This window comes from Pseudomonas peli (assembly GCF_050563605.1).
GTDB classification, from domain to species: Bacteria; Pseudomonadota; Gammaproteobacteria; order Pseudomonadales; family Pseudomonadaceae; genus Aquipseudomonas; species Aquipseudomonas peli_A.
Genome location: NZ_JBNXUH010000002.1, coordinates 295676 through 309578, shown reverse-complemented (window position 1 = coordinate 309578; position 13903 = coordinate 295676). Strand labels below are relative to the sequence as shown.

Sequence of the window (13903 nt, the reverse complement as noted above, 5' to 3'; positions counted from 1 at the left end):
CACTGGCCCCTTACTTGAAGGGGTAGAGCCTTTAGTCAGAAATTTAAAAATAAGGAAACCTAGTAGTTTCCTTTGTCGTTTTTTTTGCCATACTCCAGCCAACGAGTCGGTGGAAGTTCCGGTTTGTCCAGCACTTAGTGCTGGCTAATAACAATTCAACTAGCAGGAAAATTACGCCATGAGCATTCTCGGTCACCAGGCTGCGGCGGTCAGCGCCGAACAACTCGCTACGGCCCTCGCCGCCATGAAGCAGGCCCATCTGGCCGAGGGGGCGGCCAGTCTGGAGCTGCGCCGCGACCGCCTCGACCGGGCCATCGCCCTGCTGCTGGAAAACCGCGAAGCCATAGTCGCCGCGGTATCCGCGGACTTCGGCAACCGTAGCCGCGAACAGACCCTGCTGTCCGATATCGCCGGTTCGGTGGCCAGCCTCAAGCATTGCCGCGAGCACCTGGCCGAGTGGATGCAGGCCGAGTCGCATCAGGCGCCGTTCCCCGGCTGCGAGGCGCGGGTCGACTATCAGCCGCTGGGCGTGGTCGGGGTGATCAGCCCGTGGAACTTCCCCATCGTCCTGGCCTTCGGCCCGCTGGCAAGCATCCTCGCCGCCGGCAACCGCGCCATGCTCAAACCCTCCGAGCTGACCCCGCGCACCTCGGCGCTACTCGCCGAGCTGATCGCCCGTTACTTCGATGCCAACGAACTGAACACCGTACTGGGCAGCGCCGAGGTTGGCGCGCTGTTCAGCGCGCAGCCCTTCGATCACCTGATTTTTACCGGTGGCACCGCGGTAGGGCGGCATATCATGCGCGCCGCCGCGGAAAACCTGGTACCGGTGACCCTGGAGCTGGGCGGCAAGTCGCCGGTGCTGGTCTCGCGCAGTGCGGACCTGGCCACCGTGGTGCAGCGGGTGATGACGGTGAAGACCTTCAACGCCGGGCAGATCTGCCTGGCCCCGGACTATCTGCTGCTGCCGGAAGAGTTGCTGGGTGACTTCGTCACCGAGGCCGTGCGTTTTGTCAGCGAGATGTACCCAACCCTACGCAGCAACTCCGATTACACCTCGATCATCAACCCGCGCCATTTTGACCGCCTGCGCGGCTACCTCGCCGATGCCCACGCCAGGGGTGCGTATTTGGTCGAGATCAACCCGGCGCAGGAGGATCTGAGCGACCGCGAGACCCGCAAGATCGCCCCGACCCTGGTGCTCGATACCAGCGAGGCCATGCAGGTGCTGCATGAGGAGATCTTCGGCCCGTTGCTGCCGATCAAGACCTACCGCGATTTCAGCGCGGCCATCGACTACGTCAACCAGCAGCCGCGCCCCCTGGCGGCCTACTACTTCGGCGAGGATGCCGGCGAGCGCCAGCAGATGTTCGAACGCACCACCTCGGGTGCAGTGGTGATCAACGACTGCATGAGCCATGTGCTGTTCGAAGAGTTGCCGTTCGGCGGCGTCGGCCACTCGGGTATGGGGGCCTACCATGGCGTCTATGGTTTTCGCACCTTTAGCCACGCCAAGGCGGTGGTGGTGCAGAGCCCTATTGGCGAGTCCAACCTGGCAATGCGTGCGCCTTACGGCGCGATGATTCATGGTCTGCTGGACCAACTGCTGACCGCTAATTAATTGAGCCGTTAAGGAGCCAACTTATGAGCCTATTGAAAACCCTTAAGGCCAAGCTGCTGCGCGCCTTTGCCAAGCACATGAAAGGCAAATTCGTCTACGCCGCGGCGCAGTATCCGTTGCGCGCGGTCACCGAGGAATTTATTCCGAGCGCCTGGGGTCCGGCGCGGGCGCTGTTCTACTGGCCCGGTTCGCAAACCCTGGAAAAGTTGCCGGTATACGTGAATTTCCATGGCGGCGGCTTTGTCGCCGGGGTGCCCGAGCACGACGACAGCTATTGCCGCCGCCTGGCGCATAACCTCGGTTGTCTGGTGGTCAATGTCGATTATGTGTTGGCGCCTGAGCATCCCTTTCCCGCGGGTTTGCGCCAAAGCTTTGCGGTACTTGAATGGCTGGCCGAGCAGGCCGCCACGCTGGGCATAGATCCGCAGTGTATCGCCGTTGGCGGGCATAGTGCCGGCGGCAACCTGGCCACCGGCGTGGCCAATCTGGCGCGCGGGAATCAGCGGCTGCGGGTGGTGCATCAGCTGATCGATTATGCTGTGCTGGATCTGGCTCAGGATCCTGCGCTGAAGCTCTCTAGTCTCGACAAACCCTTGCTCGGTGCCGGCCTGGTGCGCTTCTTCAATAGCTGCTACCTGAGTGATCCGGCCCAGGCCCGCGACCCGCTGGTCTCGCCGTTGCTGGCGACGGTCGACGAATTGCGCGGCATGCCGCCCGCCACCCTGATTACCGCCGAGTACGACATCTTGCGCGCTGAAGGCGAGGCCTACGCCGAGAAGCTGCGCCAGGCCGGGGTGGCGGTGACTGAGCGGATGTTCGCCGGCTGCGACCATATGTTTACCCACCTGGGGCCGGACGACTCGGCGGAGCGGGCCTGGCAGTTGATGGAGGATTCGTTGCATGGGGCTTTTCAGCTTGAGGCAGTGGCGAGTGGTGCCGGCGCGCTGGCTTAGGCTTAGACCCGTGTGAGTCATTGGTGAGCGCCTGGGCGTCGTGGCGCAGGCGTTTACCGGTATGCCGCGGTAAGCTAGGCGCCACCCAAGGATCCCAAGCCCTTATGTCTGAAACCACCCCTCAGCTCCCCAGGCGCGGCCGGCCGCCGCTGCGCAGTCGCGATGAGCAGATGAGTCTGTTGCTGGACGCCGCGGCGGCCGAGATTGGCAGCGGCAATTTCGCCAACGTCACCATGGACGCCATCGCGCGTTCGGCGGGCATCTCGAAGAAGACCCTCTATCAACTGGTCGCCAGCAAGGAAGAGCTGATGTCGCAGCTGGTGGCCCGCGACCTGTCCACCCTCGAACTGCTTCTGGAAAGCGGCATCGACTGCGCCGAGGACCTGCTTAGCGAGCTGCGCATGTACCTGTACCTGTGGGCGCGCCTGACCCTCTCTCCCTTGGCCCTGGGCATCTACCTGATGGCCGCGCAAGGCCGCGAGAATGCGCCGGGCATCGCACGGATCTGGTACCAGGAAGGTGCCGAACGCTGCCTTAACCTGCTGCGTGGCTGGCTGGGCAAGGCTGCGGGCAAGGGCCTGCTGGCCCGCGCGGATGTCGAGCCGGCCGTCGAGCTGATCGACGCGCTGCTGATCTCGCAGCCGCTCAAGCTGTTCACCCTGGGGGTGCAACAGAGCTGGTCAGACGAGCAGATCGGTGAGCGGGTCGAGGTGGCCCTGGGCATGTTCGGCAGGTGTTTTATGGCGCGCGGGGCGGTGGCTTGACCGCGCCCTGGCTGCGCTATGATGTCGCGCATTGGGGACTGGCTGGGGACAGTTATGAGTAAGCCGGGTCAGCGCGTTCTGATCGCGCTGCGCAAGATGATCGCCTCAGGGGAACTGGCAGCGGGCGAGCGCATTGCCGAGATTCCCACCGCCGAATTGCTTGAGGTGTCGCGCACGCCGGTGCGTATCGCCTTTCGCACCCTGGAGCAGGAGGGCCTGCTGGTCAAATGCGCCGGGCGTGGCTACACCGTGCGTGCGGTCAGCCCGGCCGATATTGCCGGTGCGGTGGAGGTGCGCGGGGTGCTCGAAGGCCTGGCCGCACGCCAGGCGGCAGAGCGCGGCCTTGCTGCCGAGGTGCGCGAGGCCCTGCACGAATGTCTGGAGCAGGGCGACCGGCTGTTTCAGAAGGGGCATGTTGTAGAAGAGGATCTGGAGAGTTACCACGATCTCAATATGCGCTTCCATCAGCTGATTATCGCCGCCAGCGGCAACCCGGCCATCGCCGAAGCCCTGGCGCGCAACGACCACCTGCCGTTCGCCTCGGTCAGCTCGCTGGCGGTCGACCTGCACGATATGGCTCGCGAGTTTCGCCGTTTCAATTTCGCCCATATGCAACACCACGCGGTGTTCGACGCCCTGGTCAATGGCCAGGGATCGAGGGCCGAGGCAATTATGCGCGAACACGCCAATGCGACCCTGCGCTACGCGGAAATCTTTGGCCCGGCCCAGGTCGCCAGCGAAGGGCTTAAGGTGATTCAGAAGGGCGCGTCCGAAGAGCGGTTGTAGATGTTGGGGCGACGCATAGTCCTAGCGAGGCAGGGTGGATAACGCCTTTTTCATCCACCATCGCGGTTGGTGAATGGGGGAGGCGTCAGCTACGCACCCGATCCACCCTACGCCCTACAAATCCAATACCAACAACGGACTCTTCGCCCGCGAGCAGCAGGGCGTGAACTGGTCGTTCTGCGCCTGTTCGGCTTCGGTCAGGAACAGGTCGCGGTGCTCCGGTTCGCCGGCCAATACGCGGGTCAGGCAGGTGCCGCAGATGCCTTGCTCGCACGACAGTGGAATCAGGATGCCGGACGCCTCCAGCGCTTCGGCCACGCTTTTGTCGGCGGGAATCTGGATGATCTGGCCGCTGCTTTTGAGTTTTACGGCGAAGCTGCCGTCGTTGGCGTGATTGACGGGGGCTGCGGCGAAATACTCACGGTGTGCGTGTTCATCGTCCCAGCCCTGGGCTTTGGCTGTGTCCAGCACATGCGCCATAAAGCCGCCCGGGCCGCAGACATACAGGTGCGTGCCGGGATTGGGATTGGCCAGCAGGTTGGCGGCATCCAGGCGCTGCTCGGCATCGCCGTCGTCGAAATGCAGGTGCACGCGTTCGGCGAAGGGCGCGACCTGCAAGCGCTCGATAAAGGCCGCGCGCTCGATGGAGCGCGCGCAGTAGTGCAGCTCGAAGTCGGCTCCGAGCTGGTGCAGACGTTCGGCCATGCAGAGAATCGGGGTGATGCCGATGCCGCCAGCGAACAGCAGGCTGCGCTGGGTGTTCTCGCTCAACGGAAAGAGGTTGCGCGGTTCGCTGATAAAGAGCTTTTGACCGACCTGCATCTGCTCGTGCATGGCCTTGGAACCACCGCGGGAGGCGGGATCCTTGAGCACGCCAATCAGGTAACTCTGGTTTTCCCAAGGCGGGTTGCACAGCGAATATTGGCGGATCAGACCGCCGGGTAGGTGCACGTCGATATGGGCACCTGCGGTGAATGCCGGTAGAGGCGCGCCGTCGGGGCGGGCCAGTTCGAAGCTGCAGATATCCTGGGCCTGGTTGTTGCGGGCGACTACAGATACTTCGATCACGGGGCGCTCCTTGCACCGGCGGTGCTGGCGATCAGCTCCGGCGTCGCGGCCGGCGCGCGTTCCTGGGCGATCAGACGTTCGAGGATGCGCCGCGATTGCACGCCGCCGGCATCGATATTCAGCTTGAGCAGCTGGCGCTCTGGGTGGGCCAGCAGATTGGCCTGCTGCTGTTCGAGCATCTCCAGGTCCTCGGAAAAAATCTTGCCCTGGCCTTCGCGGATGCTGGCGGTGAGTTCCTGATCCTCGGGCTTGAAGCTGCGCGCCATGCCCCAGAAGTACCAGATCGAGGTCTCGGTTTCCGGGGTGATGAAATCGACCACGATGCTCGCCGCCTTGTCGGCCGGTGCGGCGTGATAACCACCCTTGCCGGCGTGGGCCACACCGACCTCGATCAACACATGGCTCGGCGGGGTGAAGCGGCAGATCTGCCAGCGGTCCACCGGTACGTCGTCGGCCAGGCCGTTGCCGCGCAGGGCCATGCGCCAGAACGGCGGCGCCATGATGTTCTGCATATGCCGGCTGGTGACCACATTCTCGCCCTCGACCGTGGTGACCGGCGCGACCTCGTCGATTTCCTTCTGGCCGATGCTGGAGGCGTGCACGTAGGTCTCGTGGGTCAGGTCCATCAGGTTGTCGATCATCAGGCGGTAATCGCAGTTGATATGAAACAGGCCGCCGCCATAGGCCCAGTCCGGGCTGTCGGCCCATTGCAGATGATGGATCAGCGCTGGGTCGGCCTGTTCGGCATCGCCCGGCCAGACCCAGATAAAGCCGTAACGTTCCTCCACCGGATAGCTGCGAATGCACGGGAAGCCGCGTACGCGCTGGCCCGGCATGGCCTTGGTCTTGCCGTCGGCACCCATGGCTAGGCCGTGGTAGCCGCAAATCAATTGGCCGTCCTCGACAAAACCCAGGGACAGCGGCGCGCCACGGTGTGGGCAGAAATCCTCGACCGCAGCGACCTTGCCTTGCGCCCCGCGATAAAAGGCGATCTTCTCCCCGCAGATCTGCCGGCCAAGGGGTTTCTCGGCGATTTCATCCGGGGTGCAGGCTACATACCAGGTGTTTTTCGGGAACATGGAGGCTCTCCTGTGGGTGGGCCTTGGTTGTTTTTATTGGATCCAATAGTTTCCACTTACGTAGCCGAGTGTCAAAGCAATAATCTGCACGCGGAGTATTTTGTGGCCGATTATCGGACGTTTAAGCAGTTTTTCTTGGCCTGTCTGGGGCCGTTTGGCGTGCCGAGCGAATACTTTGAGTTTGGTTAATTGCATTTATGGATCCAATTTCTCAGCGATAGATCAAGCCGTTTCCCGGATGTGTATGGGCATATAGGGCTGGTGCGCATGGCGCACCCTACGGGGCGTGCTGGGCTGGAGAGGAAGTGATTGAGCCCAGTAGTCCGGGTGCAATCCGGGGCGGATATTTGGGAGGCTTTCCCGGATTTCATTCGGGCTACAAAAAATGCCGTTCACCTGAATCAGGTGAACGGCATTGGTCTGGGGGAGGGGCCGAGAAGTTGTTACTCGCCCGGCGGCCGCCGCGACAGTCGATAGGACAGCTGCGCGCGGGTCAGGCCGAGGCGGCGGGCGGCTTCGGAGACGTTGCCTTTCACCTCGTTCATGCAGTGGTCGACCATCGCGTCTTCGACTTCCTGCAACGACAATCGGCTCAGGTCCTTGTCGCCGAACAGGGCGTGCAGTGCTTCGGGTTGCTGGGCAGGGGGCGGGCTGTTCGTCTGCTGGGGTTGCGCAGGCTCGTGGGGGGCTGCGGCAAGCTGGCCGCGCACGCCGATGGAGAACATCGGTTGGGCCAGACGTTCGCCGCTGGTGAACAGGTGCGATAGGTCGATGGCGCCGCCGTCCGGGGCGCTGATCACGCCGCGTTCCACTAGGTTCTGCAATTCGCGGATATTGCCGGGGAAGTCGTAGCCCAGCAAGGTGTCGGCGGTGCGCGGGGTAAAGCCGCTGAGTTGCCTGCCGTGGCGCTGGGTAAAGCGATGGAGGAAGTGGGTCATCAGCAAGGGGATGTCCTCCTTGCGTTCGCGCAGCGGCGGCAGGTGGATCGGGAATACGTTGAGGCGGAAGAACAGATCCTCGCGGAACTCGCCGCGCTGGGCGGCGGCGCGCAGGTCTACGTTGGTTGCGGCAACCACTCGCACATCGACCTTTAAGGTGCGGCTACCGCCAACCCGCTCGACCTCGCCTTCCTGCAGGGCACGCAATAACTTGCCCTGGGCCACCAGGCTGAGGGTGGCGATCTCGTCGAGAAACAGGGTGCCGCCATCGGCGCGTTCGAAACGCCCGGCGCGAGACTGGGTAGCGCCGGTAAAGGCGCCGCGCTCGACGCCGAACAGTTCCGACTCCATCAGGTTTTCCGGGATGGCGGCACAGTTGATCGCAACGAAGGGCGCCTCGCTGCGCGGGCTGATGCGGTGCAGCATGCGCGCGAACATTTCCTTGCCGACCCCGGATTCGCCGGTGAACAACACGGTCGCCTGGGTCGGCGCGACCCGTCGCAGCATATGGCAGGCGGCATTGAAGGCCGAGGAGATGCCGACCATCTCGCCGTCCTGCGCCGCTGCCGGCTCGGCTTGCAGACTGCTCGGCAGGGCGCCCTTGTCGGCGCTTTTTGCGCTGGGTTTGATTGCGGTCGCGCTGGCGCCGCTGCCGACGAAGGGTTCGGCGTTAAGGTCGGCCAGCTCTTCCTCGGCATCGCCCCATTCTTCTGCAGGCTTGCCGATCAGGCGGCAGGTATTGGAGCCGGTGGAGCGGCACTCGACCTCGCGGTAGAGGATCAAGCGGCCGACCATTGCCGAGGTGTAGCCGGTGGCGTAGCCAGTCTGCATCCAGCAGGCCGGCTCTGTGCCGATGCCGTACTGGGCGATATGTTCGTCGTCCTCGCTGGAGTGATGCCAGAGAAATTCGCCGTAATAGGTGCCCAGGTTCATATCGAATTCGAAGTGCACCGGCTCGACCTTCACTGCGCCTTCGAGGGCGTGGATGATCGGGCCGGCGGCGAATATCGCTAGGGTGTCGGCCTCGGGGAAGCGCTCCCTGACCAGGGCCGCATCCCGTGCGCCGCAGTGGTAGCCGGTGCGCAGCATGATGCCGCGGGCGCGGGCCAGGCCCATGCTTTCGATCAACTCGCGGCGCAGTGCGCCCAGGCCACTGCTGTGCATTAGCAGCATGCGTGCACCGTTGAGCCAGATGCGCCCGTCGCCAGGGCTGAACAGCAGGGCTTCGGTCAAATCCTGCAGGGTCGGCGCGGCGCCGGGTGGCAACTGTTCGCTGGCTCCGCGAGCAGGGGATTTCTGGGCGCCGCGGGAGAGTTCGGCCAGGGAGATCAACTTGTTCGCCATTGGAAACCCCTTAATCGGATTAATCATATTCCGCATAGTGCAGCATGAATTTGCTGAAATCATCACTTTTTAAGGTAGCTAAAGCCTGGCTAAGCGGGCTTGTTTTCCTGAGATTCAGAGCAGATGTGCGCGCTAGAGCGGTTTCTCTGTTGTGGCCAGTACATGGCATATCGATTGCTAGAACTAGTTACCGACTTTAACTAATTCGGCAATAACAACATGGCTTGGCTGTCGCCGCCCTCGCGCCAGCAGCACAAGCACGACTGAATCGGGAAATCCGTATGAAGCTGAGCAACAAGACGATAGTCGTGACCGGGGTCTCCTCGGGCATCGGCGCCGAAACTGCCAGAACCCTGCGTGCCCATGGCGCCACCGTTATAGGCGTGGACCGCAACGAACCCAGCCTGACCCTGGATGGCTTCGTCCAGGCCGACCTGAGTCATCCCGATGCCATCGATGCCGCCGTGCAGCAGCTGCCGGCGCAGGTCGATGGTTTGTGCAATATCGCCGGGGTGCCCGGCACTGCCGATCCGCAGCTGGTGGCGCAGGTCAACTACCTGGGTCTGCGCCATTTGAGCGAAGCCGTGCTGCCGCGCATCTGCGCCGGTGGGGCGATCGTCAATGTATCCTCGGTGCTTGGCGCCGAATGGCCGCAGCGTCTGGAGCTGCATCGCACCCTCGGCCTGATCAGCGGTTTCGCCGCGGGCGAGGCCTGGCTGCGCGACAACCCGGTGCCTGACCAGACCTGCTACCAGTATTTCAAGGAAGCGCTGATCGTCTGGACCCAGATCCAGGCGCAGCCCTGGTTTATGCGCACCTCGGTGCGGATGAACTGCGTGGCCCCCGGCCCGGTGTTCACCCCGATTCTCAACGAGTTCGTGACCATGCTCGGCGCCGAGCGTGCCCAGGCCGATGCCCACCGTATGAAGCGCCCGGCCTATGCCGATGAGATTGCCCCGGTAATCGCCTTCCTCTGCGCCGACGAGTCGCGCTGGATCAACGGCGTGAACATCGCGGTGGATGGTGGCCTGGCGTCTACCTACATCTGAACGTGGAGCTGCAGGCAACGCACTTGTGTGCAACCACTGCCGGTCGCTAGCGCGAACGGTGATACCCGAAAACATGCTTCCAACAACAAAAACAATGAGGGACAACATGCACAACTCTCGATGCTACCCAGGCTTCAAGCGTTCCGCTCTGGCGTTATCGGTGTGTCTGGCCGGCTGGGCTTCTCAGACTCAGGCCATGCAATTTGACTTGGGCGATAGTGAGTGGCGGTTGCGCTGGGATAACACCATCAAGTACAGCCAGGCCTGGCGTCTGCAGGGTGCCGACGACCAGATCACCAACTCGCCAACTGCTGGCGGGCTTTATCCAAATATCCAGAGCCAGGGCGATAACAACTTCAGTAGCGGTCTGGTCTCCAATCGCCTGGACCTGTTCAGTGAAATGGACCTGAGCACCCAGAACTATGGCCTGCGCATCAGTGGAGCGGCCTGGTACGACGATATCTACAACCAAAACACCGACAGCAGCCTGCAGCGCGACTTCCTCAACGATACCCGCGATCTGCACGGCCGCGACGCCGAGATTCTCGATGCCTTCGTATTCGTGCGTGGCAATATCGGCGAGTCGAGCCAGGGCACTCTGCGCCTCGGTCGGCACAGCCTGATCTACGGCGAGAGCCTGTTCTACGGCAGCAACGGCATCGCCAACGCCCAAGGACCGAGCGATATCGTCAAGCTGCTCAGCGTGCCGGGCACCCAGTTCAAGGAGATCCTGCGTCCGGTCAATCAGGTATCGGGGCAGTTGCAAATCAATCCGCAGCTGTCGGTCGGCGCCTACTACCAGTTCGAGTGGGAACGCTCTGCGCTGCCAGGTGCGGGCAGTTACCTGAGCGATAACGATGGCATTGGCGAAGGTTCCGGTTCCTGGACCCAGGTGTTCGGCAACGAGACGGTGCACGCCAGCGATATTGAAGCCAAGAACTCCGGGCAGGGCGGTATGCAGCTGCGCTACAAGCCGGCAGGCACCGAGCTGGAACTTGGTCTGTATGCCGCCAAATACCACGACAAGGCCCCCAGCGGCCTCTATGCCTACCTGGACGGTGCCGCCTTCGCGGCCACTGGCTTGCCGATTCTCGGCTCCTACCGTCAGGTCTTCGCCGAAGACATCAAAACCGTCGGCGCCAGTTTCTCCACCGCCTCAGGGCCATTCAACTTTGCTGGTGAGGCCTCGTTGCGCTGGGACGCGCCGCTGGTCAGCAACCTGCAGGTGGTGACGCCCGGTATGGCCGCGGACAACAACGGCGACGCGTTCTACGCCAAGGGCAAGACCGCGCATATCAACCTCTCGACCATCTACCTGCTGTCGCCCAATGCACTGTGGGATGGCGGTTCTGTACTCGCCGAGCTGGCCTGGAACCGCACCCTGAGTGTGACCGACAACCGTGCCGCGCTGGACTCCAACACCACCCGCGACGCCACGGCGCTGCGCATTTTGGCCGAGCCTGCCTACTTCCAGGTGGCCGACGGCCTCGACCTGAGCGTACCGGTGGGCCTGGGCGTGGTGCTCGACGGGCGCTCCTCGGCGGTAAGCAAGTCCGGTTTTGGCAACACTCACGCCGGCGACTGGAGCGTCGGACTCAAGGCCACCTACCTGCAGCGTTGGGACTTCGGCGTCAACTACGTGAACTTCTTCGGCAAGAAGGGCGCCGGGCTGCGTGAAGACGGCAACTTCAGCTACGCGCAGTCGCTGGCCGACCGCGATTTCGTCTCCGTCTACGTGAAAACCACATTCTAATAAGAGGTTTTATTCGCCATGCAAAGCCAATTTTCCTTGCGTCTCTCTGTCCTGACGATAGCCCTGATGGGTAGCTGTTTCGCTCATGCGGCGGTCTCCCCGGATCAGGCCGCGCGCCTCACTGCCGACCTCACGCCGATGGGGGCTGAACGCGCTGCCAATGCTGATGGCAGCATCCCAGAGTGGACCGGTGGCTACACCCAGGTGCCGGCCGGTTACAAAAGCGGCGACAAGCGCGCCGACCCTTTTGCCGCCGACAAACCGCTGTTTTCGGTCAACGTGGGCAATATGGCCGAGTACGCCGAGCAGCTGGCTGAAGGTACTCAGGCGCTGCTGAAGAAGTATCCGGACTACCGCCTGGACGTCTACCCGACCCATCGCAGCGCCGCCGCGCCGCAGTGGGTGTACGACAACACCCTGCAGAACGCCACCCGCGCCACGCTGGACGTAGAAACTGAGAAAGTCAGCGGTGCCTACGGCGGCATTCCCTTCCCGCTGCCGCAGAACGGTGCCGAAGTGTTATGGAACCAACGCCTGTCCTGGCAGGGTGCCGACACCTTCTACGCGCCATTCGACACATGGCTGATGACTGCAGGCGGCAAGAAGCTGCAGGCCACCCGCGCGAGCTTCTGGTACCAGAGTCCTTACTACTTCAAGGAAGGCAGCCTGGAAACTTATGAAGGCAAATACCTGATCGGCAAGTTGGCCACCGAGTTGCCGTCGTCCAAGGCCGGCGAGGGCCTGATGACCCACTGGGACATGGACCCGAGCGCACGTGGCGCCTGGCAATATCTGGTCGGCCAGCGTCGGGTGCGCCGCGCGCCGAACGTCGCCTACGACACCCCGGACTTCGTCACCTCCGGCGTCGGCTTCTTCGACGAGGCCTTTATGATCTTCGGCCCGACTGACCGCCACGACCTCAAGCTGGTGGGCAAGAAGGAACTGCTGGTGCCCTACAACAACAACCGTGCCGCTGCGGTGAGCAGCGACGAGCTGGTCAAGCCGGGCTTCCTCAACCCCGATCTGGTGCGTTGGGAGAAGCACCGCGTCTGGGTAGTCGATGCCACCCTCAAGGCCGGCAAGCGCCATGTGGTGCCCAAACGCACCTACTACGTGGACGAGGACTCCTGGCAGGTACTGATGATCGATGGATACGACGCACAGGGCAAACTGGGCCGGCATAACTACTCGCTGACCTTGCTGGCGCCAGAAATGCCGGTACTGACCAACCAGGTCATGTGGGGCAGCTACAACCTGGAAACCGGCGCCTACTTCCTCAATGCCTCGGCCAACGACCTCAAGGTGCAGTACCAGGCCTATCCGCGCCCATCGGCGTCGTTCTTCACCCCTGATGCCATGGCCAGCGACAGCATGCGCTAAGCCATCCACCGGCACGCCAGGGCCAAGCTCTGGCGTGTTGTTTGGCTAATTCTTCTGCAGTGGTTGGAGCGCATATGAGCGGCAAATTTTTATTCACACGGGCTTTGCCCCTGCTATTGAGCGCGCTGCTGCTGCCCGGTTGGGCTATGGCGCAATCGACGGTCAGCGCGCAGATTCCTCTGCTTGACCAGCCGGCGCTACAGAGCGCCAAGGCGCCGCGTGCGGTGCTGCTGGCTGTGACCCGCGCCGGCGAGCGGTTGGTGGCGGTTGGCGAGCGCGGCATCATTCTGCTCTCGGACGATTCCGGTGCGAGCTGGCATCAGGCCCAGGTACCGGCCAGCGTCAGCCTGACCTCGGTGCAATTCGTCGATGCCCAACACGGCTGGGCGGTGGGGCATCTCGGCGTGGTGCTGCATAGCGCGGACGGCGGCGAGACCTGGAATAAACAGTTGGATGGCATTCAGGCCGCGCAGCTGGCGCTCAAGGCTGCTCAGCAGGGCGGCGATGCCAAGCTATTGAAGGCCGCCGAGTGGCTGGTCGCCGATGGCCCGGACAAACCCTTTCTCGACCTGTATTTCAGCAACAGTCGCAATGGCTATGTGGTCGGTGCCTACGGCCTGATCCTGCGCACCACGGACGGCGGTGCCAGTTGGCAGGCCTGGATGGGCCAGGTGGAAAACACCGAGGGCCTCAATCTGTACGGCATTCGTGCCCAGGGTGATCAGCTGTTTATCGCTGGCGAGCGCGGTTTGCTGCTGCGTTCCAGCGATGGCGGGCAGTCTTTTCAGAAGCTGGAATCGCCCTATGAAGGCAGTTTCTTTGGCCTGTTGGCCAGCCGTAACGGCGGTCTGCTGGCCTACGGTTTGCGCGGCAACGCCTGGTGGTCGAGCGACCAGGGCAACAGTTGGCAGCAGTTGGACACCGGCGTGGAGTCGGCCCTGGCCGCCGGCCTTGAGTTAGACGACGGCCGCTTGCTGCTGGCCAGCCAAAGCGGCGAGTTGCTGCTTAGCGGCGATGGCGGCATGCAATTCGAACACCGACGCACCCACCAGGGCGCAACGGTTGCCGCTGTCGTCCAGGCAGCCGATGGCAGCCTGACCAGCGTCGGTCTGGGCGGCTTGTCCGCCCGCCAGGAAATCCAGGCCGTGGCCCGCCCTTGAGCGGCCAC

11 protein-coding genes are annotated in these 13903 nt (G+C 63.0%); 8 read left to right on the top strand and 3 right to left on the bottom strand.

From position 1 onward, the window contains the following. Positions 1 to 178: 178 nt before the first annotated feature. The 4 genes from ACQ4LH_RS03745 (at position 179) to ACQ4LH_RS03730 (ending at position 4124) form a co-directional block, all read left to right on the top strand. On the top strand, positions 179 to 1621 hold the full coding sequence (locus ACQ4LH_RS03745) for a coniferyl aldehyde dehydrogenase (protein WP_430695991.1): 1443 nt from the start codon (positions 179 to 181) through the stop codon (positions 1619 to 1621). 23 nt (positions 1622 to 1644) lie between these two features. Continuing rightward, complete coding sequence (locus tag ACQ4LH_RS03740) at positions 1645 to 2574, top strand: alpha/beta hydrolase (protein WP_430695990.1); 930 nt, start codon at positions 1645 to 1647, stop codon at positions 2572 to 2574. A 104-nt stretch (positions 2575 to 2678) separates the two neighbouring features. Further along, positions 2679 to 3338, top strand: coding sequence for a TetR/AcrR family transcriptional regulator (locus ACQ4LH_RS03735; protein ID WP_430695989.1), 660 nt, complete (start codon positions 2679 to 2681; stop codon positions 3336 to 3338). 54 nt (positions 3339 to 3392) lie between these two features. Then, positions 3393 to 4124, top strand: a complete 732-nt coding sequence (locus ACQ4LH_RS03730) for a GntR family transcriptional regulator (RefSeq protein ID WP_430695988.1) — start codon at positions 3393 to 3395, stop codon at positions 4122 to 4124. 114 nt (positions 4125 to 4238) lie between these two features. On the opposite strand, the gene ACQ4LH_RS03725 is transcribed toward ACQ4LH_RS03730, so the two are convergent. The 3 genes from ACQ4LH_RS03725 to ACQ4LH_RS03715 all read right to left on the bottom strand — a co-directional run bounded on the left by ACQ4LH_RS03725 (position 4239) and on the right by ACQ4LH_RS03715 (position 8553). After that, complete coding sequence (locus tag ACQ4LH_RS03725; RefSeq protein ID WP_430695987.1) at positions 4239 to 5192, bottom strand: PDR/VanB family oxidoreductase; 954 nt, start codon at positions 5190 to 5192, stop codon at positions 4239 to 4241. Beyond that, positions 5189 to 6271, bottom strand: coding sequence for a Rieske 2Fe-2S domain-containing protein (locus tag ACQ4LH_RS03720; RefSeq protein WP_430695986.1), 1083 nt, complete (start codon positions 6269 to 6271; stop codon positions 5189 to 5191). The genes ACQ4LH_RS03725 and ACQ4LH_RS03720 overlap by 4 nt, the downstream gene beginning before the upstream one ends. A 443-nt stretch (positions 6272 to 6714) precedes the next feature. Next, a complete protein-coding gene (locus tag ACQ4LH_RS03715) occupies positions 6715 to 8553 on the bottom strand; it encodes a sigma 54-interacting transcriptional regulator (RefSeq protein ID WP_430695985.1) in 1839 nt (612 codons plus the stop codon). A 281-nt stretch (positions 8554 to 8834) separates the two neighbouring features. Here ACQ4LH_RS03715 and ACQ4LH_RS03710 point away from each other — a divergent pair, with 281 nt between their 5' ends. The 4 genes from ACQ4LH_RS03710 to ACQ4LH_RS03695 all read left to right on the top strand — a co-directional run bounded on the left by ACQ4LH_RS03710 (position 8835) and on the right by ACQ4LH_RS03695 (position 13895). Next, positions 8835 to 9602: a coniferyl-alcohol dehydrogenase gene (locus ACQ4LH_RS03710; RefSeq protein WP_430695984.1), complete on the top strand. Its 768-nt coding sequence runs from the start codon at positions 8835 to 8837 to the stop codon at positions 9600 to 9602. Between the two features lie 106 nt (positions 9603 to 9708). After that, positions 9709 to 11355 carry a DUF1302 domain-containing protein gene (locus ACQ4LH_RS03705; RefSeq protein ID WP_430695983.1) on the top strand — a complete coding sequence of 549 codons (1647 nt, stop codon included), beginning with the start codon at positions 9709 to 9711 and terminating at the stop codon, positions 11353 to 11355. An 18-nt stretch (positions 11356 to 11373) separates the two neighbouring features. Then, positions 11374 to 12735 (top strand): DUF1329 domain-containing protein, encoded by a 1362-nt coding sequence (locus ACQ4LH_RS03700; protein WP_430695982.1) that lies wholly within the window; start codon positions 11374 to 11376, stop codon positions 12733 to 12735. A gap of 74 nt (positions 12736 to 12809) precedes the next feature. After that, complete coding sequence (locus ACQ4LH_RS03695; protein ID WP_430695981.1) at positions 12810 to 13895, top strand: WD40/YVTN/BNR-like repeat-containing protein; 1086 nt, start codon at positions 12810 to 12812, stop codon at positions 13893 to 13895. Positions 13896 to 13903: the final 8 nt, after the last annotated feature.

Excerpts from the sequence above, each read along its gene's own strand:
- ACQ4LH_RS03695 (WP_430695981.1), top strand. The coding sequence starts at position 12,810 with ATGAGCGGCAAATTTTTATTCACACGGGCTTTGCCCCTGCTATTGAGC.
- ACQ4LH_RS03700 (WP_430695982.1), top strand. The coding sequence starts at position 11,374 with ATGCAAAGCCAATTTTCCTTGCGTCTCTCTGTCCTGACGATAGCCCTG.
- ACQ4LH_RS03735 (WP_430695989.1), top strand. The coding sequence starts at position 2,679 with ATGTCTGAAACCACCCCTCAGCTCCCCAGGCGCGGCCGGCCGCCGCTG.
- ACQ4LH_RS03740 (WP_430695990.1), top strand. The coding sequence starts at position 1,645 with ATGAGCCTATTGAAAACCCTTAAGGCCAAGCTGCTGCGCGCCTTTGCC.
- ACQ4LH_RS03745 (WP_430695991.1), top strand. The coding sequence starts at position 179 with ATGAGCATTCTCGGTCACCAGGCTGCGGCGGTCAGCGCCGAACAACTC.
- ACQ4LH_RS03715 (WP_430695985.1), bottom strand. The coding sequence starts at position 8,553 with ATGGCGAACAAGTTGATCTCCCTGGCCGAACTCTCCCGCGGCGCCCAG.
- ACQ4LH_RS03720 (WP_430695986.1), bottom strand. The coding sequence starts at position 6,271 with ATGTTCCCGAAAAACACCTGGTATGTAGCCTGCACCCCGGATGAAATC.
- ACQ4LH_RS03730 (WP_430695988.1), top strand. The coding sequence starts at position 3,393 with ATGAGTAAGCCGGGTCAGCGCGTTCTGATCGCGCTGCGCAAGATGATC.
- ACQ4LH_RS03710 (WP_430695984.1), top strand. The coding sequence starts at position 8,835 with ATGAAGCTGAGCAACAAGACGATAGTCGTGACCGGGGTCTCCTCGGGC.
- ACQ4LH_RS03705 (WP_430695983.1), top strand. The coding sequence starts at position 9,709 with ATGCACAACTCTCGATGCTACCCAGGCTTCAAGCGTTCCGCTCTGGCG.